The sequence below is a fragment of the Aeromonas sp. Prich7-2 genome, assembly GCF_017939255.1.
Taxonomy (GTDB): Bacteria; Pseudomonadota; Gammaproteobacteria; order Enterobacterales; family Aeromonadaceae; genus Aeromonas; species Aeromonas caviae.
On the sequence record NZ_JAGKRI010000059.1, the window covers coordinates 1 to 23,029 of the forward strand.

Sequence of the window (23,029 nt, forward strand, 5' to 3'; positions counted from 1 at the left end):
ACCTTGTCGCAACCAAGCCCTGAGAGCAGAGCCGGGAGTAGTCTCGCAGGCTGGATATCCCGGAGTCGCTGACAAAAACCGGTAAATTTACCGATCCGGTTGAGTTCAGAAGAGCTAAGAAGTTGCTTGAGGTACTGGGTTGCATTTATAATAGTCATGGCTTCGGGCGTGTCGGTTTTTTTTTGCGATTAAATCAGATCACAAACGAAGCCTTTTTTCTATCTATTTCAATTGGTTGTAGCTAAAGATCCTGTACATGACAGGTCACTGCAGCGGCCAAACTGTTGCCACATCTCAGTTCAGGAGGAAACGCAATGACTCAGGAAAGGATCCAGACCCGCTACCCACTCGGCGGCCCCTTCGCCACCCAGGCTGAGCTGGAGCAGGCCATCACCCAGGCCATAACGACCCACAGACAAGATTTCTTCCCTCTGCTGGAACGGCTGGTGGACGTGGGGGACACCCGGGTCAACCTCAGTCAGGAGAACCCGCTGCGGGTGCTCAGCATCGAACTCGCTGACGGCCGTGAAGGAGTGGCCCATATCAACTACGAGTCCAACTTCGCCGAGAGCTGCCTGATTATCAACGAATACGACCAGCACCAGACCAGCCTGGCCTTTCGCCTCGACGGGGATGCACTTATCTTCGACGTCGAACTGCCGATCGCGTGGAATTTCAATAACTGAAGATTCAGCGGTGTAATGCCGCCTGGTTGCTACACCCGGTCAGCCAGCTCCCCTCACCCTAACCCTCTCCCAAAGGGAGAGGGGATCAGCCCGTGCCAACCTCCAGCCGTGGTAGTCACTCCATACTCTGCTGTTATTTCAGGCGCCTGTAATCTTCCCCATATGGCTGTCATCTGAATAGCAATATCCAGCATATAGCCACCATAACCCTCACTCATGTACAGGATCTTTAGCGGCAACCAATTGAAATAGATATAAAAAAGGCTTCGTTTGTGATCTGATTTTATCGCCAAACAAAATCAACACGCGCGAAGCCTATGACTATTATCAACGCTAATTACTATCTGGAGCAACTCTTGGCTCCCGCCGCACTCGAGCGCATTGCTCGGCTCTGCAAGTTTTGTCTGCGTCAGCGTGCCATTACCCCAGCCATGCTCGTACCTGCACTGCTGCGGGCCATGGGAGGCGACCAGGTCAATGACATTGCCGGTTTACACCGCCATTTCAATGCCTTGCAACTGGTAAACACCCATCAGGTTTCTTACAAACCGTTTCACAATCAGCTGCGCAAAGAGAGCTTTGCCCTGTTTATGAAAGCCCTGGTCGAGCGGGCCATCGCCTTGCGTATCGACCATCAACTCAAAGCAGCCTCCCTCGGCGCGTTCAAGCAGGTGTTACTGCACGATGGCACCTCCTTTGCGGTGCATCGGCGCCTTGCTGCTGATTTTCCCGGCCGGTTCAAGACCATCAGTCCGGCAGCTATCGAGTGCCATATGACCATGTCACTGTCGGAGCAGAGCCCGTTGTGCATGAGTGTGTCTGCCGATACCGCAGGGGAACGGCAATTTCTGCCTGAAGCCCACACGCTGACCAACTGCCTGCTGCTGGCTGACGCAGGTTACATTGACAGGGCTTGGTTTGAGCAGGTGAACGACGCTGGCGGATTTTATCTGGTGCGCGGCACGAAAAGCCTGAACCCCAAGATAATCCAAGCCTGGCGCGGTGATGGACGGGAAGTACCCAAGCTGGCGGGACTATCTCTGAGAGAGGCCGGACGGCGACGCTGTCGGGCCGAGGTACTGGATATGGTGGTGAAGTCCGGCCAGGTCGAGTACCGGTTGATCCGGCGCTGGTTTGCTGAGGAAAAGCGGTTCTGTCTGTGGATGACGAACCTACCGCGAGCAGCATGGTCAGCAGAGCAGGTGATGAGCCTGTATCGCTGCCGTTGGCAGGTGGAGTTGTTATTTAAAGAGTGGAAATCGCACAACCGGCTCAAGGGGTTTGTGACGGGCGAGAAAGCGATTGCCGAGGGGTTGGTGTGGACGAGCCTGCTGTCGCTGGTGATGAAGAGACGGGTCGCGCAGAGTGTGATGAGTGGGGCGCTATCGATGCTGAAAGCGTCGAAGAACAGTGCGACGTGGTGGCTACCGCTATTGGAAGCAGTGGCCCATAGGGCGCTGACAGAAATAAGGGAAAGATTGGAATGGGCTGCCGATTATTTGGCCAAGAACGCCTGCCGAACCAAGCAGAGAAAGTCGATACAGAACAGGACCTTGGAAGGCGTTTTAAATGGACTCGCCGCTTAAGGTCCTGTACATGAACCGGCGATTACGTCTGGCGGCAGAGCCGCAGACTGGAAGACGGGAAGTTTCGGCCCTTACGGATGCCCGGAAAACCTTAGCGTACGATTTTTTCCGAATTCTGCGGGCTCCCCTATTAGCGTAGAGAAAAGTGTTGGACCATTTTGAGTCGTGGTTATGCGTGAAGACTATAGCGTCAGTCCAGTATGATTTCCCAATACCCTGTAGCTATAGTTTCGATAGCTTCGAATCGGCATTGCAGGCGTATCCCCGTCAGCGGATTTCGAGCGGACGCCGTCGCTTGCCAACGTTGGTGTGAGACCGGCGGGCGAGATCGCCCCTGCCAACGCGACCGCTGAGAGGTCGACTCCTCAACCGCTTGGGCGCTTATCGCCTCCATCCGGATGCTCACCCGCCGAACAGCAATAAACCGCTATTTTCGATAAACTTCTGAATCCGGCTCCGAGGTATGGAAACTATGTCGTACCGCTATTGGATATGTTGCGCGCATACCTTCATAGTCTGACACGCGAAATCTTTAAATCCTGAGTATATTTCGGAAGAAATTTCGATCTGATCGATAAGACTTCAGGATACAGCAAGCTGGAGACACCGATGAAAGCCGTTGGTTACAAGGTTCCGGGACCCATCGCCGAGGACGCCGCTCTGGTCGACATTGATCTGCCTCGGCCTGTCGCTGAAGGAGGCGATATCCTGGTTGAGGTGAAGGCTGTCTCGGTCAACCCGGTCGACTACAAAATCCGCAGCAGCACGCCGCCCGCTGATGGCGATTGGAAAGTGCTGGGATGGGATGCGGCCGGGATCGTGCAAGAGGTCGGCCCCGACGTGACGCAGTTCGCGGTAGGCGACGAGGTCTATTATGCCGGATCGCTCATAAGGCCTGGCACCAATGCGGAGTTCCATCTCGTCGACGCCCGGATCGTCGGTCGTAAACCCGCGTCGCTCGACTGGGCGGAAGCGGCGGCGCTGCCACTCACGACGTTGACGGCCTGGGAAGCCATGTTCGATCGCCTGGACGTGACGAAGCCCGTTCCCGGGGCGGCGGCGATCCTCATCATCGGTGGTGCGGGTGGGGTCGGGTCGATCGCCATCCAGATCGCTCGACAGCGCACGGATCTCATCGTCATCTCCACCGCCTCTCGGCCGGAAACCCAGGAGTGGGTTAAAGGGCTTGGGGCTCATCATGTCATCGACCACTCTCGGCCGCTCGCGCCACAGATTGCCGAGCTCAACATCGGCGCTCCCGCTTTCGTGTTCTCGACCACGCATACCGAGCAGCATGCATCCGACATCGCCGAACTGATCGCCCCGCAAGGACGGTTCGGATTCATCGACGATCCCAAGGCGCTCGACGTCATGCTGTTCAAGCGCAAGGCAGTGTCGATCCACCACGAGCTGATGTTCACACGGTCGCTCTACGGCACGCCCGACATGGATGAGCAGGGCAAGATCCTCAATTCGCTGGCGGTGCTGGTGGACGACGGCAAAATTCGCACGACGCTAACCGAAAAATTGTCGCCAATTAATGCCGCCAATCTGAAGACGGTGCACGCACTGATCGAAAGTGGCGCGGCAAGAGGCAAGATTGTCCTCGAAGGCTTCTGATGACTGCCACCGCCGAACGTCTTTTCTAACCTCAAGAACGCCGGACGGATTACGCCACGGCGAAGGAAATTTCATGACGAAATCCATTGCCACCGCCTCGATCAACCGCGAAACCGCCGTCGCCCTCATCGACGCGGCGATCGCCGCGGCACGTACAATCGGCATCCCGGCTGCGGTCGCCGTCGTCGACGCCACCGGTAACCTGCGCGCGTTCGAGCGCACTGATGACGCGCCGTTTCTCACCGTCGATGTTGCCATCGACAAGGCTTGGAGTTCCGCCTCGTTTGGGTACCCCACCCATGTCTGGAACGACTATGTTTCGAACGATCCAAAAGTGGCGCCGCTGGCCTATCGCCCCCGGATGGTCGCTGTCGGCGGAGGCTATCCGATCCTGGAAGACGGGAAGTTGATCGGCGGGATCGGCATCTCCGGAGGCAACTATCAGCAGGATCAGGATGCGTGCGTCGAGGCACTCACGAAAATCGGGTTCGAGCTGCCAGCCTGACGACTTTAAGGCCATCGCCAGCGGCGGTGGCCTGCAGATGCGACCTTATGAAAGACTTTAAGATGGAAGCGTTCGTCGTCTTCACCCGCGAAGAAACCACCGATCCGGAAGAACTCGCAACCTATTCTGCAGGCGTCGGCCCATCGTTCGATGGCCACGACGTAACCTTTCTCGCCGCTTATGGCGCGATGGAGCATTTGGAGGGGCCGCCCGTCGAAGGGGCCGTAATTTTGCGGTTCCCGACGATGCAGGCCGCCCGTGATTGGTATCATAGCCCCGCCTACCAAACCATCGCTGCGCACCGTTTTGCCGGTTCCCGCTATCGCGCCTTTGTCATTGAGGGGCGGCGGTGACACACCGACGGAAGAACGGCGGGGCTGGCCACGAGGTATCGGTCGGCGAACTCGCATCCTACAACCTGTAGGGGATCAAGGCGGTGAGGTTCGCGTGCCATCGCCACACGCGACCACTCATCGGACTTCTGCATCGGAATTGGAGGATCAGATGAGCGTCGACGAACGACAAGCCCCCGAGCTGCGGGTGCAGAGATGGATTGGCGCGGATGGAGAAAGCATCGCGCCGCTCAAGCTGTCGGATCTCGGCACCGGCCCGAAAGTCCTCTTCGCCTTCCAGCACTGGTGCCGTGGCTGCCATTTGCATGGATTTCCGACGCTACAAAGGTTGCATGGTGCATTGAGCGCCAAGGGCGTGGGCTTCGCGGTGATCCAGACCGTCTTCGAAGGAGCGGATGAGAACACCTTCGAGAAGCTGCGCGTGAACCAGCTCAAGTATGCGCTTCCTGTCGCGTTCGGTCAGGACGAGCCACCTGCCGGCGCGACGCTTCCCACCTTCATGGAGGACTACCGCACGCGGGGAACGCCCTGGTTCTCCGTGATGGACGCTGGCGGCCGCATCGTATTCTCGGACTTCCATCTCGACGCCGATCAGCTCGTGAAGGGACTGGAGCTGGTGTAACCGATGCGGCGCTGGGTCATCCTGATTGCCACCCATCTCGCGATGCTCGCCATGGGCTTCGCGGGCGGTGTCTACACGCTGCCGATCCTGACCGCCCCCCAGGCCCCGGACGCGGCGGCCTTGCGGACCATCTCAGCCGAGACGCTCTACGCAGGGCGTCTGGCCCGCGATCTCAAAGGCAGCGACCTGCTTCACTGGGGGGAAGGCGAGATCCGGGTCTCGCGCGACCGTATCGCCCATATCGGGCGCCTCGCCCCTGGTCCCGACTACAAGCTCTACCTCGCACCACGTTTCGTCGACACGAAGGAGGCCTTTCTCCTAATCAAGGACAGATCAGTCCGCGTGGGCGATGTGAAGACGTTCAACGGCTTCATCGTCGAGGTGCCTGCCGGCATCGATGTCCGTGACTACAACACGGTCGTCATCTGGTGCGAAGCATTCGACCAGTTCATCAGTGCGGCAGAGTATCAACCCTCAAGTCAGGCCCGAGAACGAGCCCGGCGATGGATACCATGAGGTCGGCGGGCAAGCGCGGCCTCGTTCTCGCGCCGGTGGCGGCGCTGCTGCTGAGCGTCGCCGCTCTGCTGCTGGGCAATGGCCTGCTGAGCACGCTCCTGATCGTGAGAGCCGGCCATAAGGGGTTCTCGACCGGCGCGATCAGCGCGATGATGTCCTTCTATTTCGCGGGTTTCACGATCGGCGCGCTCGTGTTGCCACCGATCATCGTCTCCGTGGGACATGTCAGAACCTTCGCCGGCTTCGCGGCCATTGCCTCGATGACCGCCCTTCTCCATGTGGCGTTCGTGGAGCCGATCGCCTGGATGCCGCTTCGCCTGATTACCGGCTTCGCCTACGCGGGCATGATCCTCGCAACGGAGAGTTGGCTCAACGCCCACGCATTGCCATCCACACGCGGGCAGCTCCTGTCGATATTCGGAGTTGTCTCTATGGGCTCATGGGCAATCGGGCAGGCGTTACTCAACATCGCACCGCCCGCCGACGTGACATTGTTCCTCATCGTGTCGCTGCTGATATCAGCGGCGGTGGTTCCGATCACCTTGCTGCCCAGTCATCCGCCGGCCCAGGTGGAACAGGAATGGGTCGCGTTCAGGGACCTCGTCCTCGTATCACCTCTCGCTGCGGCTGGCGCTTTCCTGGCCGGCCTGGCTATCGGTGGTTTCTGGGGCATGGGCGCGAACTTCGCCCAGAGCATCGGCCTCGATGTGGGCGGTATCTCCGCCTTCATGGCTGCGGTTCTTGGTGGAACGCTCGCCTTCCATTGGCCACTCGGTTGGCTTTCGGATCGAGTGCCCCGGAATCTTGTCATCGCCGGTGCGGCGCTGGCGTCCGCAGCGTCTGCCATCGGCGTAGCGTTGGCGGTGGAAGCGCCTCTGCCGCTGCTCCTTGCGGCAGGTGCGCTGTTCGGCGGCTTTGGCATCCCGATTTATTCGTTGTGTCTCGCCGTCGCAAACGACGATCTTCCGGCCGGTCGGCTACTCGGCACCGCGCGCGGGCTTCTGTTGCTCAACGGGATCGGGACAGCCGCTGGCCCCCTAATAGGAGCAGCTGCAATGAATATCGTCGGCCCTGGCGGCCTGTTCCTTTATGCGGCGGCGTTGCTCACGCTCCTGGCAGTGCTGGCCATCGCCCGCAGGCAGCCGAGGCGCGCCAACCAGGCCAAGGCGGCCCCCCGTTCTCCGAGCACGCCGATGATAACCGGATCTCTCGATACGATGATATGCATGGAGAAGCGGGCGCAGGGCGTGCGGGATTAGCGCGGCACGGCGCCTGCACGAACCGCGGGGTCAGGCGATGATAGCTGTTACGCGAATTTCGATACGCATGGTTGGAAGCCCCAGCGCTTCGATTCCCAACTGCGTCCAGATTGGAGCGCGGTCGGGCATGTAGTGGCGATACAGCTTGGCCATTGTTTCGTTGATCACGGGAGGGAATCCACCGACGTGATAGGAATTGACGTGGACCACATGCGGCCAGCGTGCTCCGGCGGTCGCGAGCGTCCGTTCCACGTTCTTGAACGCCTGCTCGATCTCTTCCTCAATCGACTCCGGAATGACGAGATCGTCGTTCCATCCGCCCTGTCCGGAGATCTCCACGCGGTCACCAATGCGCATTGCCTGAGAATAATGAAGCGCGTCATGCAGGCGCGTCCCGTATCCGGGGGTGATGAAGAATGAAGGTGTTGTCATGAGTTTGCCTTTGATGAGCCAGGTCAACGCGGCTGCAAGTGACCGTATGCATGCAGAAAGAGATGCAGGGCGTTCGGCACTAGCGCGCCGGCTGCGGTGGAGGGCTTTATTCCACGTCTTCTACGGTGAGGTCCCGGCCGTTGAACTGCACGGTCTCCCCGGCTCGGGCACCCTCGATCGCTTCGAAGATCGGCGCCATCGTGGAAATGCCCATGAGCTCACGCCCCTGACAGGTAAACTTGCTCGTTGACACCGCGATCACAAAGTGGCGGCCGGACAGCTTGACGACAGCGCCTTCGTTGACGGCCAACTTGGGGCCGAAATCGATCGTCCTGAGCTTTTCGAGTTTATTGGCGTAGTCATGGAGCGTGTCATCGAGCGCTTCAGCGAAGTCGCTCGCGACCTCGGCCTGAGCTAGTTCGTCGTTTTCGATCGGTTCGCTCCGATCGAGCCGAGCGGTAGAGACATAGTCCAGGTAGTTTTCGCGAGCGCTGTGCAACGCTGCTGTCTCCAGCAAGAGCATAGTTTCTCGTATGTGGTCCTTGTTCCAGTCCATAATCACCTCCTAATTTTCGATGTTCTTAAAGTTCAGCCTGCAGATGTGTGGGCCAGGAAGGCCAGCCTTTCCGGCTAAGCGACACCGCTATTCGTCGCTGATGACGTCTTCGCCCTGGTATGGAACCCTGATCAGCCGAGGATCTCGAATGATGCTCGTGACGAGCCAGACATATTCCTGCTCGGCGGTATCGAAGCCGAGGATGCTGAAGGATTGGCCGAAAGGGCATGGCGGGAAGTCTGGAAAGCCCTCGCGCAGAACGTAACGCTCGGGATCGCTGTGAAACTCGCTCTTGTAGACTTTCCGTAGTCCGTGCTTGCTCGGCGCGTCCTGGTCACCTGCCGGTGCTGTTTCCCGATGCGCCACAAGGCGCTCGGACAAGTCGCGGGGGCAGATTTCGTGGAACACGTCGAAGGCGTCGATCAACAGGCCTTTATGCTCTGTCGCCGGATCGGTGATCGCGTAGATGTTGGAGGCATCTTCGCCGTCGTCCCCGCTCTCGAGGCGCAACGCCGCATCGACGCGAATGCTGCATGCATCGAGGGTTGACCCTAGTTCGAGATCGACGAGATTGCCGTCCTTGACGCGGTATTCGCGGTCATAGCCTTTGGCGATGAATGACTGGACTGCTTCTAGAACGTCGGTCACCTGGGAGGTCATGGAAGCACCTTCATCTTGAACTGGATTGGACACGCTCGCGCACAAAGCGCGCTGTGACTCGGCGGACGGAGAAGCTCGCGAAGTGCGTTACTCATAGCCACTTGGCCTTCTTGAAGCGCATGAATAGGAGAAGGCAGAACACCGCTATCACTCCGAGCACGACGAAGTAGCCATATGGCGTGTCCAGTTCCGGCATGTGCTTGAAGTTCATGCCATATATTCCGGCGATCGCCGTCGGGACCGCCAAGATCGCCGCCCAGGCCGCGAGCTGGCGAGTGACCACACCGATCCTTTGCGCTTCCAGAAGGCTGCTGGCCTCGAAGACCGTGGACAGGACAAGCAGGAGGCCGTCGACCATGGACTGCACGCGGTGGACATGGTCCGCGACGTCGTGGAAATATGGTGTCATTTCGGCGCTGAGGCAGGGAAAGTGGCCGCGAACGAGCTTTCGCACCAGCTCGGCCATAGCCCCGAGCGTGCGCTTGAACCGCGTGAGTTCGGACCTTAGTTCGAAGATTCGCGCCACCTCTTCTGGCCCGAGGAAATCGTGCAGCGACCGTCGCTCCATCGCCAGGACGTCGTCCTCGATCATTTCGAAGATGGGCAGATACTGGTCGACCACTCGGTGCAAGATCGCGTGCAGCACATAGTCGACACCCTTGCCGAACTGCGTCGGCGATGCCTCGAGTTGCTCCCGAAGTTTGCCCAGCGCTCCGGCATTGCCGTGCCGCACGGTGATAAGGTGATTGTGACCGGTGAAGATCGCCATCTTGCCGTAGCTGATCCGGTCGCCGACCAGCTCGGCGGTCTGGGCGACGACGTACAACTCATCGTTGTAGACCTCGAGCTTGGGCGGGCACAGCGGGTGCATGGCGTTGTCGATCGCCAAAGGATGGAGGTTATACGTCGTCTGGATCGCGCTGAGTTCGTCTGCGGTGGGCTCGCTAAGCGCGATCCAGCAGAAGCCCGAGCGATTCTCGTTTAGTTCGACGTGCTCATCGAGCCTGATTTCACGGACTCGCTTACCTTCGTTGTAATAATATGCGGCGATAATGGTCATGCAGGCCTCGCAGGAATTCGCAGGCCACGCTGTACAGCCGGTCGCGCCAGCCCGCGTTCGAGCCATGCCTGCACGTTCGAATAGCTGCTTAGGCCGAGGATGTCGCCCGCTGCGTAGAATTCGACCAGCGCATTCACCCAGCCAAACGTCGCAATGTCCGCGATCGAGTAATCATCGACAATCCATTCGCGGCCCTCCAGCCGGTGATCCAGGACCCCGAGAAGACGCCTGGATTCATCAACAAAGCGCTGCCGAGGTCGCTTGTCCTCATAGTCCTTGCCGGCAAATCGCAGGAAAAAGCCTAGCTGTCCGAAGGTCGGCCCAACGCCCGACACCTGAAAGAACACCCAGGCCAGAGTCTCGTACCGCTGGGCGGGTGTTGTTGAGATGAGCTGCCCCGTCTTGTCGGCCAGATAGATGAGGATCGCACCGGTTTCCCATATGCCAATGGGCTGGCCGTCAGGGCCAGCCGGATCGATGATCGCGGGTATGCGGCCGTTGGGATTCAACGACACGAACGCTGGATCCTTCGACTCGTTGTTCGAGATGTCGACGAAGTGGGGCTCATACGGCAGGCCAGTCTCCTCCAGCATCATCGAGACCTTGACGCCGTTGGGCGTGGGGGCCGCGTATAGTTGCAAGCGATCCGGATAAGATGCTGGCCAGCGCTGCGTGATGGGAAAGGAGGAGAGGTCTGTCATATCTGGATCCTGGCACTGCGACGGCGGCTGACTGGAACGAGCCGTCACTCTGAAGTAGGGTTCGATGACCGCGTCGCTGAACGACGCGGTCACGAAGATTGCGGACCGGACCGGCGCAGTGGCAACGGCAGTGAAGCCTATTCCGCCGCGGTCCCGGCCGCTGGCTGTACGTCGTCAACCTTTTGGCGCTTCGGAAGCACCCAGCCGGGACGGACGAAGTGGCAGGTGTAGCCGCCCGGGTGCTTCTCCAGATAATCCTGGTGATCGGGCTCGGCCTCCCAGAACTCGCCGACCGGCTGGACCTCGGTCACCACTTTGCCATCCCACAGCCCCGAGGCATCCACATCGGCGATCGTATCCTCGGCGACGCGCTTCTGCTCCTCGTCGACATAATAGATGCCCGACCGGTAGGAGAGCCCACGATCATTGCCCTGGCGGTTCAGCGTCGTCGGATCGTGGATCTGGAAGAAGAATTCCAGGATGTTCCGGTAGCTCGTCACTGTCGGGTCGAAGACAATCTCGATCCCCTCGGCATGCGTGCCGTGATTACGATACGTGGCGTTCGGAATATCGCCGCCCGTGTAACCCACACGGGTCGAGATGATGCCGGGCCGCTTGCGGATCAGATCCTGCATGCCCCAGAAACATCCTCCTGCGAGAACAGCGCGCTGATGCATGTTAAGCCTCCTCTACTTGATCGAGATATTCACCGTATCCCTCGGACTCCATCTCGTCGCGCGGGATGAAGCGAAGGGACGCTGAGTTGATGCAGTACCGCAGACCGCCGCGGTCGGAAGGACCATCGGGGAACACATGGCCGAGATGACTGTCTGCGTGTACTGACCTGACCTCCGTCCGGACCATGCCGTGTGCGCTGTCCCGCACCTCCTTCACGTTTGCCGAAACGATCGGCTTGGTGAAGCTGGGCCAGCCAGTACCCGAATCGAACTTGTCCGTCGAAGCGAACAGTGGCTCTCCCGACACTATGTCGACGTAGATGCCAGGCTCCTTGTTGTCGTTGTACTCGCCCGTGAAGGGCCTTTCGGTCCCCGAATCCTGGGTAATCCGGCGTTGCTCGGGGGTCAGGCGGTCAACTGCTGCCTGTGACTTCTCAAACTTCATGATAGTCTCCAATAATTAATCTAGAGAGCTCGACACACTGTCATTTATCTTTGCAGTCATTGCGCCGACTATAGCAGTGCGCCCCAGATTTATCCAATACGCTGCGCGTATAGTTTCCATAGCGCCGAAGCTCTTCACGTCGTGATTCAGTTCCACTCATACCGGGCTGCCAGCTGCGCGATGTTCCGTATCTCGACCGTTGCCGTGGAGCCGGATACTGTCGCGATCACGACTTCGCGCTCCAAGACAAATCCGTCGATCGGCCGAGTGACGAGGCCTTGCACGGTCGGCGATCGTTCCGGAAGAATGCATATGGCGTGGCCGTCAGCGACGACCCGTTGCACCCAGTCCTCGCGATCTGATCGAAAGCGAGGTCGCATGAGCAAGTCCCGTCGCGCGAAGTGATCGAGGATCCGATCGCGAAACTCGCATTTCAGGCGATCGACGAAAGGAAACTCGAGCAGGTCTTCGCCGCGCACGATCTCGTTGGCAGCCAAGGGATGGTTTGCAGAACAGCCGAGCACGAAGCGCTCCCGAAATAGAGGATGCACATCCAGCTTGCGTTCCGGTCTTGTTTCACGCGGCATGATGCACGCGTGGTATTTTCCTGAAAGCACCTCCGATGTGTCCTCGTTCGACTGGAGCGAGTGCAGCTTGATTTCGATGGATGGCATCTCCGCCAATGCGCTCTCGAAGAATGCCGTAAATTCCTTTGGTCCGACGGTGGGCGCGACGGCGACATCCAGCACGCGGTGCCCCCCCATCGCCCAGTGCTCCGAGTGATTGCGAACGCTCTTCATCGCGACCACCATGCGCCGGAATTCTGCCTCGACGTCATGGCCAAGGCCAGTCAGGCGGCTGTTCTTCCCGTCGCGATAGATCAGCGGCCCGCCAAGCTCATCTTCCAAGCGGCGGATCGCGCGGGTCAGACTTGGCTGTGACACACCGCTCAAGCGAGCGGCCGCTGTGAAATTCAGCGTCTCGGCCAAGTTGATGAAATAGCTGACTTGATTGAGTTCCATAGTCCTTTGGCCCACGCGCCTGACTGATACCTCTTCCGTGAGACCGCCTTTGGAAAGCAGGTCGCAGAAGTATGCTTGGCGCATATAATCATGGTATAGGGGCTTGTCTATATGATGCGCCAGACATATAAATGATAGCCTGAGATGACGATTACCGGTTGGCGGTGCGCTCCGCTCAGCTCCGTCGAAGGTTCTGAGAGCGCAACCGCCAAGCCGCGAGCTGGAGGTTTGATGGACATGGCAGAAACAACATTCACGTTTGCGAGTGGAGCTGGCTCTCAGCTGTCCGGGCACCTCGAACCGCCAGAGGGAACGCCGCGGGGCTGGGCGATCTTCGCCCACTGCTTCACCTGCGGGAAAGACAGTCGCGCCGCCGTTTACATCTCGCGCGCGCTGTCGCGTGCGGGCATCGGGGTCTTGAGGTTCGATTTCGCCGGAACCGGGATCAGCGGTGGGTCGGGGGAACCTGTGAGTTTCGCGTCGGACGTCGAGGACCTTAGGGCTGCCGCAAAGGCGATGGCGGCGGCGGGTATGTCACCCTCCCTCCTTGTCGGGCACAGCCTGGGTGGCACCGCTGCGATCGTAGCCGCGGCCGAGTTGCCTGACGTTGCGGCGGTGGCGACGATTGGTGCGCCGGCCGACCTTCAGCATATCTTGCGGCTCTTCGGACCGAATGATCTGGACACCATCGCGAGCGAGGGCGAGGCCTCGGTGGAGATCGCCGGTAGGCCCTTCCTCATTCGCCGAGGGTTCCTTGAGGCGGTTGAGGGGATCGACGTCGAGAAGGCCATTGCCTCCCTGCGACGGCCGGTGCTGGTCATGCACTCTCCGCTGGATCAGGTGGTCGGCATCGACCACGCGTCGCGCATCTTCGTCGCGTCCAGGCACCCTAAAAGCTTCATCTCGCTCGACAACGCGGATCACCTTCTCACCGACGTCGCGGACGCGAACTACGCTGCGGCCATGGTGGCGGTTTGGGCGAGCCGCTTTCTCCCACCACTCACGGCGGATCTTCCGCAGGTCGAGGTTGCGGAGGGCGTCGTCGCCACCGAAACTCTTGCAGGGACGTTCCAGCTCAAGGTCCGCAGCGGCGAGCACACTCTGTTCGCCGACGAGCCAGCATCGGTCGGTGGCCTCGGGACCGGACTATCTCCCTACGAGCTCGTATCTGCCGGCCTCGCAGCCTGCACGGTGATGACGATGCGTCTCTATGCGAACCGCAAGGGCTTTCCGCTCGAACGGGCGAGCACGACCGTGCAGCACGAGAAGGTGCCGGACATGATGCCACCCGACCGGTTCACCCGCACCATTGTCCTCGATGGGCCGCTGAGTGATGATCAGCGCGCTCGGATCCTCGCGATCGCTGATCGGTGTCCCGTCGATCTGAGTCTCATCCGGGGTTCGGACGTGCAGACCGAGCTCTTGAGCGCCAGTCAGGCTGCGGATCCCGCGAGGCTGGCTTGACCGTGGCGCACACGGAGGAGGGCGAACGGACTGTGAGCCAATCGCCTACCGGCAATAGGGCGGCCGCGACAGAGCGAGCAATTCTCGCAGGCGGCTGCTTCTGGGGCATGGAGGATTTGCTGCGCCGAGCCAGGGGAGTCATTTCGACGCGTGTCGGTTACACAGGCGGAGAAATGCCTGATCCGACCTACGCGAGACATTACGGCCATGCGGAAGCAGTGGAAGTGACCTTCGACCCTTCCGTTCTCGCCTATCGCTCGCTCTTGGAACTCTTCTTCCAGATACATGACCCCACGACCTACGAGCAACAAGGCAGCGATGTCGGTCCGAGCTATCGATCGGCGATTTTCTACACCACCGAAGTGCAGAAGGAAGTCGCCCTCACAACCATCGCGGAAATCGAGGCATCAGGAAGCTGGCCAGGCCCGGTCGTGTCGGAGATCAACCCAGAAGAACCCTTTTGGGAGGCGGAGCCAGAGCACCAAGAATACCTGGTGCGCTATCCTGGGGGCTATAGCTGCCACTTCGTGCGCCCGACCTGGCGGTTGGACCGCTCAGACGAACGCCCAGCTGTAATACTTGACAGAAAGAGTTGATGATGACCGAAACCGTGACTAATCAGGCCGCCTGGCAGAAAGCGCCGGGGCAGCCACTGAGGATCGGTGTCACCGCTCTGCCGCATCTGGCGGCGAACGAGATATTGATCCGCAACGCGGCCATCGCGATCAACCCACTCGACTGGATTCTGCAGGACGTCGCGCTTTTGCCATGGCTCGACTATCCCGCGATTCTCGGCAGCGACGTCTCCGGTGAGGTCGCGGCGGTCGGTGGCGCGGTCGAGCGGTTCAAGGTCGGCGATCGAGTCATCGGACAGGCGGTCGGGACAACCGTAAATCAACCTGCGCAGGGTGCGTTCCAGCACCACACGATCGTGCTGGACCACATGGCGGCGCCGATCCCCAACAACATTGCCTTCGCTGATGCGGCAGTCCTCCCGCTTGGCCTTGGCACCGCCGCAAGCGGGCTCTACGGACGGACACAGTTGGCTCTCGCGCCACCGTTACACTCGCCGACCGCGCGTCCAGAGGTCGTTCTGGTCTGGGGTGGATCGTCGAGCGTTGGCTGCAACGCCATCCAGCTCGCGGTGGCGTCGGGCTACAGGTGCGTCGCCACCGCTTCGGCGCGCAACGTCGGCCTGTTGAAGGAGCTGGGTGCAAGCGAGGTTCTTGACCACTCGAGTCCAGCCATCGTGGAAGACGTGATTGAGGCAATGCGCGGGCGCAGTCTCGCTGGAACGCTTCACGCGACCGGTCACATGAAAGACTGTTTTGCCGTAGTTGCGAGATGCGAGGGCTCGCGCCGGGTGGCAGCGACGCTGGCCCCGCCCGACGAGCGTTCATTTGGAGTCGAGGCGACGCACATCTCCGGGACGAGCCTCAAGGATGACGAGGTTGGTCCAATGATCTACCGCGAATTCCTGCCGCAGGCTCTCGCGGCGCGCACGTTCGTCCCCGCCCCTCCGGCGAAGATCGTGGGCCAGGGCCTTGAAATGCTCCAGGCTGCCTTGGAAGCCCTGAAGGCGGGTGTATCCGCAGCGAAAATCGTCGTTACCCTGCCTTGAGTGACCAGCCAGGCGGTTTTTCGCGTTCGCAGTCTGAGGTGGCCCGCACTTTGCCGATTGGGAAGCTCTACCGGGAAAACGCGTTTGGGACGCGCGCTGCGCTCCTGCCGGAGCATGCGTTCCCGAAACCTGTTCCCGACTGCTTTTCCCCGAAACTACCTATCGGACATAGAGAAATGGGAATGCAGCGAGTGGTTTGAACGGCCGCTTCCGAAACCGCGTTCCGATCAATTGAGCGGCTAAAAGTGGGGCGATCACCGACATATTAGAATGAGACCGCCATGCCCGATCGGCCGGCTTGACGCGTAGCCAAAAGAATGCGGCTGATGGTAGGCTCGCTGACATTATGAAGCCCCGCCATCTGAGCAGCGTTGAGCTGCCGCAATTGCGAGTCTCCTACGCGTCGTCGTTCTTCTCGCGGTCCACACCTCGCTCATGCAATTCGGCATCGACGGGGCAGTTCGTGCAGCCCTCGTAGCAGCACAAGCGGCAGATGCGGTATGACTGCTCGAGGTTTTCCAAGCGATTTCGGAGAACGCGTTCAGCGATGTCCGATAAGGTTTTCAGTTCGTCTGGATTAAGGATCGATAGCCCTTCGGCAATCACTTGATCGCGCGAGGCCAGGACCTCGTCGCTCGCGACCTTGCCAGTTGGAGTAAGATAGAGGGATCGCGCGCGCCCGTCTGTCGAATGCTCCCTACGCTCGATCAATCCCTCGCTTACCAATCTATCCACCAGGCGAACAGTTCCAGCATGTGAAAGGCCCACCCCGATCGCAAGCATACGGATCGAGAGCCCGGGCTTGTGCGCGAGCAACGCCAGCGCTGAGGCGGCGGGTCCAGCTTCCGGCGCCCGCGATGAACTAGCGCGAACGATGTCGTCGCTGATCATGAGTGCGAACGCCCCGAAAATGTTTCGATCTCGAGGTCCATCCATTGCCACATCTATATGTGCGCGGAGCATAGACAGCAAGCCATACCGTGGTCCTCTTCCTCCGCGCGGCTTGTGGAAAATGTCCTGTTTTAGAAGGGTTTCGGAGGATTTCGACTGATCGAGCGCGCCGAAAAAAACGGGTCCGGCTCGTTAAGGCCGCGGAACCGTTGATACCTGGCGGCTATAGGGCAAGCCTTTTCGCTCGGAATCGCCGTAGGTCGCGCCCGAGAATCACTCCGCGTCAGCGCTGTCATCCAGGCCGCGCAGGTGCAGATCAGCGAGACCTAGCTTGCCCCCGGCGTCGCACTTCCATCGTGTCACCGCGCGCGATCACGATTGTATCAATCCCATTGAGGAACAGTCCGTGCTCCACGACGTCGGGGATTGCGGCGAAACGGGCGAAGACCGCGTCGCCATGCAGCTGAGCGCCTCCGGGCTCGATATCGCGACGGAGCATCCATGCCCCGCGGAGGTTCTGCAGGATTTGCACGCCCGCCGTCACGAGAGGACCACAGTCACGAGAGCACAAGCGCCCCTCTGTGGCGGACCGAAGCACGCAGCAGCACGAGGGACGCCGCTAGCAGAACTGCGTCCTTCAGTAGAAACTGCCCTGGTGCAGCCGAAATCGCAGGAAAGCCGCCGGCAGTCTGCTCCGCGACACCTGGAGTGGTGATGAAAAAGGTCAGCGTGATCAGATAGGTCGCTGCTGACATTAGTGCGCCTAGCGCAGAGAAGAGTGGACGAAATGCACCAAGGATCAGAACGAGACCGGTCGATAACTCGATAACGCCGATGAAATAGCTTTGCCCCTGCGTCCCGAACATGCCGAGCCAATTCATGATCGGGCTGTGTTCGATAAACGGGGCGATACCATAGGCCTCGTACGCTGTGAACTTCATCGCGCCGAACCACAGAAATACGATCACGAGAGCCCATCTAAGCAGGCCAAGATCCCTCCGACCGTGCTCGGGGACAAGAAATTCATAACGGTCGAAAATGCTCATCTAAAATTCCTCAACAGTGGTCCCGTGGGAACGTCACGAACGTCGTCTACGTGCTTCGGGCAGGCGTTGCAGTATATGCGCGACGCATATACTAATAAGCGAGATATGTCGAGCGGCTGGCTCGCGCTTCGCTGCCTCACTCGATCAATCGCACCGTCCCGGCATGAGAAAGCCCGATCGAGGTAGCCAAAACGCTGATCGGCAGTCCGGGCTCCATGCTGAGTAACACCATCACGGCGGTCCCCGGGCCGCTTGGTGAAAACGAGGCCGAGACACTGGCGATGCTGTCTGCAACGGCCAACGCGAGTGCACCTAAATGGTACTTGGCGACCTCAGGCTCCATACCGCAAGAATATATGCTTCGCGCATAGACTTCAAGCGTGTGAAAATGTATGACCGCCGCATGCATCTATGACAGATTCGGACATGGTCATGCTCATTGAGGGGCTCAGCTCGGATTCCACATCTGAGATCAACGGACGTGCTCGTTCCCCAGGCGCTAGCGGGGGTGGGCTCGATGAAAGTGGACGTGCATGGGTGCCGCTCACCGGGCGCAGGCGGTTCGCCGATGAGACCGCCGGTATGATCGGACGGGTCTCATGCCCGACCTGACTCTTGATCTCCGATACCTGAAGTACGCCGTTCAGGTCGCCGAGGCCGGCAGCTTCCGCCGAGCGGCGGAGCGCCTATCGATATCGCAATCCACCGTCAGCCGACGTGTGCAGCTGTTGTCATTTTCAGAAGACGACTGCACCAGACAACGCGGTTTGAAGGCTGTTGTGCAGTCGTCTATTGAACGAACAGTATCAGGAGTCCGCTGCACGAATGATGACCTCAAGCCGGTTCTGGTCGCGCTGGCGACCGATCAGCCCCTGGATGTGCGATACCGCGACCACGATCTTTCCGGCGATTGGGCGGGCTACCGCGAATGCCACATCAAGCCCGACCTGCTGCTGATCTACCGCAAGTCCGACGCCGACACCCTGCGACTGGCGCGGCTTGGCTCCCATAGCGAGCTGTTCGGCTGATGCCAGTCGCCTTGTCCGCCAAACGATCATTAGGCGGCCAAACCGGACGCCTGTCCGAAAACATCTTGCGCAACGGGATGACGGACAATAAGATAGGCGGACGGTATAACGGACAAATGGGCGGAAATGGCACTCATCGGCTATGCGCGGGTATCGACGGCGGAACAGGACACCGCCTTGCAGACGGATGCGCTGCGCAATGCAGGCTGCGAACGGGTTTTCGAGGACACGGCATCCGGGGCCAAGGCAGACCGGCCCGGCTTGGCCGATGCGCTGGCTTATCTGCGCGATGGCGATGTGCTGGTCGTCTGGCGGCTGGATCGGCTTGGCCGCTCCCTGCCGCACCTGATTGAGACGGTCGGCAAGCTGGAAGCACGGGGCGTCGGCTTCCGCTCGTTGACTGAAAACATCGACACCACCACGCCGGGCGGACGGCTCATCTTCCATGTGTTCGGTGCGCTGGGCCAGTTCGAGCGCGACCTGATCCGCGAGCGCACCAAGGCCGGGTTGACCGCTGCCGCCGCACGCGGGCGCAAAGGCGGACGCAAGCCGGTTGTCACTGCCGACAAGTTGCAACGAGCGCGGGAGCTTGTCGCCAACGGCTTGAATGTCCGCGAGGCCGCCGCACGCCTCAAGGTAGGAAAAACCGCTCTCTACGCTGCCTTGCAGGCGGCCAGTTCTGGCAGTGCAGCCGACTCCTGATATTTCGTGCAGTCGCCTTCTGAAAACGACAGCGCGGCACGGGAATCAAGGCATTGCGATTCTCGAAAATAGTTCTTGAAATTCTATTCTTGATTGCATATCATCTCAACGAGTTTCGATAAGAAAGGATGCGCATGCGACCGTCTGTTGTGCTTGACATGAAGCGAAGCGCAGTGCGTGAAGCGGTAGGCCGCTTTCGCGCCGCGAACCCGCGCGTCTTCGGCTCGGTGCTGCATGGCACCGACCGGGATGGCAGCGACCTCGACCTGTTGGTCGATGCGCTGCCCGGTGCCACGTTGTTGGACTTGGGCGATTTGGAAGAAGAACTGAAATCGCTGCTCGGCGTTGACGTCGATCTGCTGACTCCCGGCGACCTGCCGCCGAAGTTCCGGGCCAAGGTGCTCGCGGAGGCGCAACCGATATGAGCGAGAACCGCCTGCCCGATTACCTCGACCACATTCAGCAGGCCGCAACCGATGCGCGCAGCTTCGTGGAAGGGATGGCCAAGGACGACTTCTTGGCCGACAAGCGCACCCAGCAGGCCGTCATCATGAGCCTGATCGTCATCGGCGAGGCGGCCACAAAGGTGATGGATGGCTACGTCGAGTTCACCCAGGCGCATGCCGACGTGCCGTGGCGCAGCATGCGCAATATGCGTAATCGCATGGCTCACGGCTATTTCGACATCAACCTCGATGTGGTGTGGGAGACGGTACAGGAATGGCTGCCGGCGTTGCTCCAGCAATTGCCCGCCGTGCGTCAGGATGCCGACGATGAAGACCGTAACGACAAAGGCATGGAGCCATGACCAATCAAGCCGCCGATGTTCGGCCCCTCTGGCGTGTTCGATCCCGCGACCTATGAGCCGCGCTCGGGCAAGACCTTCTGGATGGCCGCAACGGACGTGAGTTCGCTGGTGGGCAAGGAGGCAGCAGCCGACACGCTCATCGGCAACTGCACGACCGCACGACCAGCCTCCCGTTCAAATTCGAGTTAGAACTCATATCCAGCCTGTCTGGGGGCACTGTGAAAGAGGGATCTCCGATGACTGTTGAATCGAGAATATTTTCTGTAGCCGAGTATGTTCAGCCGTCCGAAGGCGAGCCTATTCGTTCCGTTGTGCTTGAAACCCGAGACTCAATTATCGTGGTTTGGCATGTCCATCCCGGGCAGGAAATTGCGGCTCACATTCATCCTCACGGCCAAGACACGTGGACTGTTTTGTCGGGAATGGCTGATTACTTTCAGGGCAATGGGATTGTTCGTGCCCTCAGGGAAGGTGAGATAGCCGTGGCAAGACCGGGCCAAGTGCACGGGGCGCGAAATACAGGTACCGAGCCATTTGTGTTCGTCTCGGTTGTGGCATCAGCCAATGCCGGTTTCGTATTGGCTGAGCGATAGAGCCCAATCTCTGGAGTTGGTCCAATGAGCGGTCGGGGAGATAGGTAACAGACATGCAGCGGACACGGCTGCTAAACCAGGTCGCAAACCTCCTTGCGTCGCAGCGTGCCGCAAGCGACGCGATCAATCGAATGGGGTCGGCATGAGACTGAACACCATCCAGTTCCCGACCGCGTAGCCGCCTGTCCTGCCGATCAGGTCTTGACCATCGACGCCTGGGATCAGTCCTGAATGTTCTTGGAGACCACTACGTTATGAGCCGCAGCCGCCGCAAAACACCCATCGTCGGGCACACGACCTGCGGCAGCGAGCGCGAGGACAAGAAGCTCTGGCATCAGCGCTGGCGCACCCGTGAGCGCACGGCGCTGACCAGCGCGTCGCCCGAAGCCCTGAGCGCCCATCTGCCCCTGCTGGAAAACCAGGCCAGCAGCGTCTGGTCGATGGGCAAGGATGGCCGCTCCTACTGGCCCGTCAAGCGCCAGGCCGCCACGGCGGATCGCATCGCCAATCACAAGGGACGCAACCCGCAAGAACGCGCCTCCCTGAAAAAGCGCCTGCTGCGCAAGTGGATGAGCAAATGAAGCTCTCCTTCCATCAGCACATTGCGCTGTTCTGGATGATCGGTGCTCCGGGCGTCTTCGCGCCCGTGATCGAGAACGCCAAGCGGCCCGATGCCGGCGCCGTCATGGCGTGGGGTGTCGCGATCGTGGCGGTGATGATCCTCTTCACCCCTTTGCTGCTGCGCTGTCCACCATTCCGGCGCTGGTATGGCCGGACGGATGCGCTGTCGGAGCGGCAGCGCCAGGCGCTTGCCGAGCGCGGCCTGCGCCGCTACTACCAGACCGCTTTCGATGACGGCTACGTGCCCCGCGTGATGCCCTACGTGTGGCGCATCATCTGGACGGTCGGCGGGTTGATGGCTGTGACCGCCGTACTGCCTACCAACACCGGACGGCCAGCCTTCGATGCCTTGGTGGTCTTCTCGACCTGGTATCCGATAGGCGTGATGCTGCTGGTTTTCGCGTCGAGGCCCCTTGGCCGGTTGATTCGCCAAAGAGCACAGGAGCGGCGGAAATGAGCACGTCAACCATCGAGGCGCTGGCCAGCGCCTGGGCAAGGATTGCCGAGGAAGCGGAATTCCCCGCTGACTACGAGGGGACTGCCACACCACAAGCGCATCGGGCTAGCGAAGCTATTCAGGAGCAGATTCGGGAGCGCATCGTCGCCACCAACGACATGCGGCTGTTCAGCCTGCTGCACCTGCTGGGTCAGGCGTCGCTGCGCATGGAGCAAGCGCTGTGGCCGGAGGATTACGAGCGGATGACGCGCGAGGTTGAGGAAGCCCTGCGGCAAGCCACCGACGCCAACGCCAGATCGTACACCCACGAAGAAGTGATGCAGGCGATGCAGGAACGCATCGACCGGGCGCGAGACAAGCCATGTTGATTGGCTATGCGCGCGTCTCGACGCAGGATCAGAACCTGGAGCTGCAACGCGAAGCCTTGAGCAAGGCCGGATGTAAAAAGGTCTTCGAGGACAAGGTGAGTGGCACGCGGGCAGACCGGCCTGGCTTGGCCAAGACGCTCGAAATGCTGCGCGAAGGCGATACTTTGGTCGTCTGGAAGCTCGACCGGCTGGGCCGGTCGGTCAAGCAACTGGTCGATCTGGTCGGCGATCTGCACAAGCACGGTGTCCAGTTCAGGAGCCTCACCGACTCCATCGACACCGGCACACCATCCGGGCGGTTCTTCTTCCACGTCATGGCGAGCCTTGCCGAAATGGAGCGCGAGCTGACCGTCGAGCGCACCCGCGCCGGGCTGGAAGTCGCCAAGCAGCTCGGCCGCAAAGGCGGCCGCAAGCCGAAGATGACCGACAGCAAGATCGAGTCGGCCAAGAAGCTGCTGGCCAGCGGGGTGCCGCCCAAGGACGTGGCCAAGAACCTCGGCGTGTCCATTCCGACGCTGTACCGCTGGGTGCCAGCCTCCACGCACGCTTAGCGTGCTTTATTTTCCGTTTTCTGAGACGACCCCCTGGAAGCGAAGGAAAGCGGCAGCGACCCCTATGCCGCCATCGAGGCGGTGATTCCCTGGGACGAGTTCACCGAGAGCGTCAGCGAGGCCGAGCTGCTGGCCCGGCCGGAAGGCTTCGACCACCTGCACCTGGTCGGCGAGAACTT

At 60.2% G+C, this 23,029-nt stretch carries 30 protein-coding genes and 2 pseudogenes; 21 read left to right on the plus strand and 11 right to left on the minus strand.

Translation table 11 applies throughout. The features are described from left to right. Nucleotides 1–158 (minus strand): annotated as a pseudogene (locus J9892_RS11480) (IS4 family transposase); the annotation flags it as partial. Between the two features lie 156 nt (nt 159–314). Here J9892_RS11480 and J9892_RS11485 point away from each other — a divergent pair. The 8 genes from J9892_RS11485 (at nt 315) to J9892_RS11520 (ending at nt 7,147) form a co-directional block, all read left to right on the plus strand. Further along, the gene (locus tag J9892_RS11485) at nt 315–686 is read left to right on the plus strand and encodes a hypothetical protein (RefSeq protein WP_004099020.1); all 372 of its coding nucleotides are present in this window, start codon (nt 315–317) and stop codon (nt 684–686) included. 317 nt (nt 687–1,003) lie between these two features. Continuing rightward, nucleotides 1,004–2,272, plus strand: a complete 1,269-nt coding sequence (locus J9892_RS11490) for an IS4-like element ISApu1 family transposase (protein WP_011191342.1) — start codon at nt 1,004–1,006, stop codon at nt 2,270–2,272. A 609-nt stretch (nt 2,273–2,881) separates the two neighbouring features. Further along, complete coding sequence (locus tag J9892_RS11495; protein ID WP_210538366.1) at nt 2,882–3,892, plus strand: zinc-binding alcohol dehydrogenase family protein; 1,011 nt, start codon at nt 2,882–2,884, stop codon at nt 3,890–3,892. 73 nt (nt 3,893–3,965) lie between these two features. Next, nucleotides 3,966–4,397 carry a heme-binding protein gene (locus tag J9892_RS11500; RefSeq protein ID WP_004357630.1) on the plus strand — a complete coding sequence of 144 codons (432 nt, stop codon included), beginning with the start codon at nt 3,966–3,968 and terminating at the stop codon, nt 4,395–4,397. A 62-nt stretch (nt 4,398–4,459) separates the two neighbouring features. Continuing rightward, a complete protein-coding gene (locus J9892_RS11505; protein WP_011191344.1) occupies nt 4,460–4,750 on the plus strand; it encodes a DUF1330 domain-containing protein in 291 nt (96 codons plus the stop codon). A 151-nt stretch (nt 4,751–4,901) separates the two neighbouring features. Next, a complete protein-coding gene (locus J9892_RS11510) occupies nt 4,902–5,372 on the plus strand; it encodes a hypothetical protein (protein WP_011191345.1) in 471 nt (156 codons plus the stop codon). Between the two features lie 3 nt (nt 5,373–5,375). Next, on the plus strand, nt 5,376–5,888 hold the full coding sequence (locus J9892_RS11515) for a DM13 domain-containing protein (RefSeq protein ID WP_004357637.1): 513 nt from the start codon (nt 5,376–5,378) through the stop codon (nt 5,886–5,888). Continuing rightward, the gene (locus J9892_RS11520) at nt 5,876–7,147 is read left to right on the plus strand and encodes an MFS transporter (protein WP_004357638.1); all 1,272 of its coding nucleotides are present in this window, start codon (nt 5,876–5,878) and stop codon (nt 7,145–7,147) included. The genes J9892_RS11515 and J9892_RS11520 overlap by 13 nt, the downstream gene beginning before the upstream one ends. A 30-nt stretch (nt 7,148–7,177) precedes the next feature. Here the strand turns inward: J9892_RS11520 and J9892_RS11525 are convergent, their stop codons facing one another. The 8 genes from J9892_RS11525 to J9892_RS11560 all read right to left on the minus strand — a co-directional run bounded on the left by J9892_RS11525 (nt 7,178) and on the right by J9892_RS11560 (nt 12,700). Further along, entirely contained in the window at nt 7,178–7,606 is a 429-nt protein-coding gene (locus J9892_RS11525) for a RidA family protein (protein ID WP_018429625.1), read from the minus strand. Nucleotides 7,607–7,685: 79 nt separating this feature from the next. Continuing rightward, nucleotides 7,686–8,135, minus strand: coding sequence for a hypothetical protein (locus tag J9892_RS11530; RefSeq protein ID WP_004099042.1), 450 nt, complete (start codon nt 8,133–8,135; stop codon nt 7,686–7,688). 87 nt (nt 8,136–8,222) lie between these two features. Continuing rightward, nucleotides 8,223–8,795 carry a hypothetical protein gene (locus tag J9892_RS11535; RefSeq protein ID WP_004099040.1) on the minus strand — a complete coding sequence of 191 codons (573 nt, stop codon included), beginning with the start codon at nt 8,793–8,795 and terminating at the stop codon, nt 8,223–8,225. A 91-nt stretch (nt 8,796–8,886) separates the two neighbouring features. After that, complete coding sequence (locus tag J9892_RS11540) at nt 8,887–9,855, minus strand: magnesium and cobalt transport protein CorA (RefSeq protein WP_018716208.1); 969 nt, start codon at nt 9,853–9,855, stop codon at nt 8,887–8,889. Next, nucleotides 9,852–10,556 (minus strand): glutathione S-transferase N-terminal domain-containing protein, encoded by a 705-nt coding sequence (locus tag J9892_RS11545; protein ID WP_004099038.1) that lies wholly within the window; start codon nt 10,554–10,556, stop codon nt 9,852–9,854. The genes J9892_RS11540 and J9892_RS11545 overlap by 4 nt, the downstream gene beginning before the upstream one ends. Nucleotides 10,557–10,693: 137 nt before the next feature. Beyond that, nucleotides 10,694–11,233: a peptide-methionine (S)-S-oxide reductase MsrA gene (gene msrA / locus J9892_RS11550; protein ID WP_023294902.1), complete on the minus strand. Its 540-nt coding sequence runs from the start codon at nt 11,231–11,233 to the stop codon at nt 10,694–10,696. Between the two features lies 1 nt (nt 11,234). Next, entirely contained in the window at nt 11,235–11,678 is a 444-nt protein-coding gene (gene msrB, locus J9892_RS11555; protein WP_047685449.1) for a peptide-methionine (R)-S-oxide reductase MsrB, read from the minus strand. A gap of 146 nt (nt 11,679–11,824) precedes the next feature. Further along, nucleotides 11,825–12,700: a LysR family transcriptional regulator gene (locus J9892_RS11560; protein ID WP_011191349.1), complete on the minus strand. Its 876-nt coding sequence runs from the start codon at nt 12,698–12,700 to the stop codon at nt 11,825–11,827. A 231-nt stretch (nt 12,701–12,931) separates the two neighbouring features. On the opposite strand from J9892_RS11560, the gene J9892_RS11565 reads away from it, so the two are divergent. The 3 genes from J9892_RS11565 to J9892_RS11575 are packed head-to-tail and all read left to right on the plus strand — an operon-like array spanning nt 12,932 to nt 15,785. Continuing rightward, nucleotides 12,932–14,164: an alpha/beta fold hydrolase gene (locus tag J9892_RS11565; RefSeq protein ID WP_130627541.1), complete on the plus strand. Its 1,233-nt coding sequence runs from the start codon at nt 12,932–12,934 to the stop codon at nt 14,162–14,164. A gap of 32 nt (nt 14,165–14,196) precedes the next feature. After that, the gene (gene msrA, locus J9892_RS11570; RefSeq protein WP_011191350.1) at nt 14,197–14,760 is read left to right on the plus strand and encodes a peptide-methionine (S)-S-oxide reductase MsrA; all 564 of its coding nucleotides are present in this window, start codon (nt 14,197–14,199) and stop codon (nt 14,758–14,760) included. A gap of 2 nt (nt 14,761–14,762) precedes the next feature. Then, nucleotides 14,763–15,785, plus strand: coding sequence for a zinc-binding alcohol dehydrogenase family protein (locus tag J9892_RS11575; RefSeq protein WP_004099029.1), 1,023 nt, complete (start codon nt 14,763–14,765; stop codon nt 15,783–15,785). A gap of 396 nt (nt 15,786–16,181) precedes the next feature. Here J9892_RS11575 and J9892_RS11580 read toward each other — a convergent pair whose 3' ends face one another. Next, complete coding sequence (locus tag J9892_RS11580) at nt 16,182–16,676, minus strand: MarR family winged helix-turn-helix transcriptional regulator (protein ID WP_004099028.1); 495 nt, start codon at nt 16,674–16,676, stop codon at nt 16,182–16,184. Between the two features lie 557 nt (nt 16,677–17,233). Beyond that, nucleotides 17,234–17,722 (minus strand): DUF417 family protein, encoded by a 489-nt coding sequence (locus J9892_RS11585; RefSeq protein ID WP_004099027.1) that lies wholly within the window; start codon nt 17,720–17,722, stop codon nt 17,234–17,236. A 599-nt stretch (nt 17,723–18,321) separates the two neighbouring features. Between J9892_RS11585 and J9892_RS24615 the strand changes: the two are divergent. The 10 genes and pseudogenes from J9892_RS24615 to J9892_RS11635 all read left to right on the plus strand — a co-directional run. Next, a pseudogene (locus tag J9892_RS24615) lies at nt 18,322–18,441 on the plus strand (LysR family transcriptional regulator); the annotation flags it as partial. Nucleotides 18,442–18,501: 60 nt separating this feature from the next. Next, nucleotides 18,502–18,750, plus strand: a complete 249-nt coding sequence (locus tag J9892_RS11595; RefSeq protein WP_012585400.1) for a type II toxin-antitoxin system YafQ family toxin — start codon at nt 18,502–18,504, stop codon at nt 18,748–18,750. A 126-nt stretch (nt 18,751–18,876) separates the two neighbouring features. Then, nucleotides 18,877–19,452, plus strand: a complete 576-nt coding sequence (locus J9892_RS11600) for a recombinase family protein (RefSeq protein ID WP_001173919.1) — start codon at nt 18,877–18,879, stop codon at nt 19,450–19,452. Nucleotides 19,453–19,586: 134 nt separating this feature from the next. After that, complete coding sequence (locus J9892_RS11605; protein ID WP_001247892.1) at nt 19,587–19,877, plus strand: nucleotidyltransferase; 291 nt, start codon at nt 19,587–19,589, stop codon at nt 19,875–19,877. Then, complete coding sequence (locus tag J9892_RS11610) at nt 19,874–20,260, plus strand: DUF86 domain-containing protein (protein ID WP_003100872.1); 387 nt, start codon at nt 19,874–19,876, stop codon at nt 20,258–20,260. The genes J9892_RS11605 and J9892_RS11610 overlap by 4 nt, the downstream gene beginning before the upstream one ends. A 236-nt stretch (nt 20,261–20,496) precedes the next feature. Continuing rightward, the gene (locus J9892_RS11615; RefSeq protein ID WP_003465043.1) at nt 20,497–20,853 is read left to right on the plus strand and encodes a cupin domain-containing protein; all 357 of its coding nucleotides are present in this window, start codon (nt 20,497–20,499) and stop codon (nt 20,851–20,853) included. A gap of 254 nt (nt 20,854–21,107) precedes the next feature. After that, entirely contained in the window at nt 21,108–21,434 is a 327-nt protein-coding gene (locus tag J9892_RS11620; RefSeq protein WP_003100858.1) for a hypothetical protein, read from the plus strand. Next, entirely contained in the window at nt 21,431–21,931 is a 501-nt protein-coding gene (locus J9892_RS11625) for a hypothetical protein (protein WP_003100856.1), read from the plus strand. The genes J9892_RS11620 and J9892_RS11625 overlap by 4 nt, the downstream gene beginning before the upstream one ends. Beyond that, nucleotides 21,928–22,299, plus strand: a complete 372-nt coding sequence (locus tag J9892_RS11630; protein WP_003100853.1) for a hypothetical protein — start codon at nt 21,928–21,930, stop codon at nt 22,297–22,299. Before J9892_RS11625 ends, J9892_RS11630 begins: the two co-directional genes overlap by 4 nt. Continuing rightward, nucleotides 22,293–22,850, plus strand: a complete 558-nt coding sequence (locus J9892_RS11635; protein WP_003100847.1) for a recombinase family protein — start codon at nt 22,293–22,295, stop codon at nt 22,848–22,850. The genes J9892_RS11630 and J9892_RS11635 overlap by 7 nt, the downstream gene beginning before the upstream one ends. The last annotated feature ends 179 nt before the right edge of the window (nt 22,851–23,029 follow it).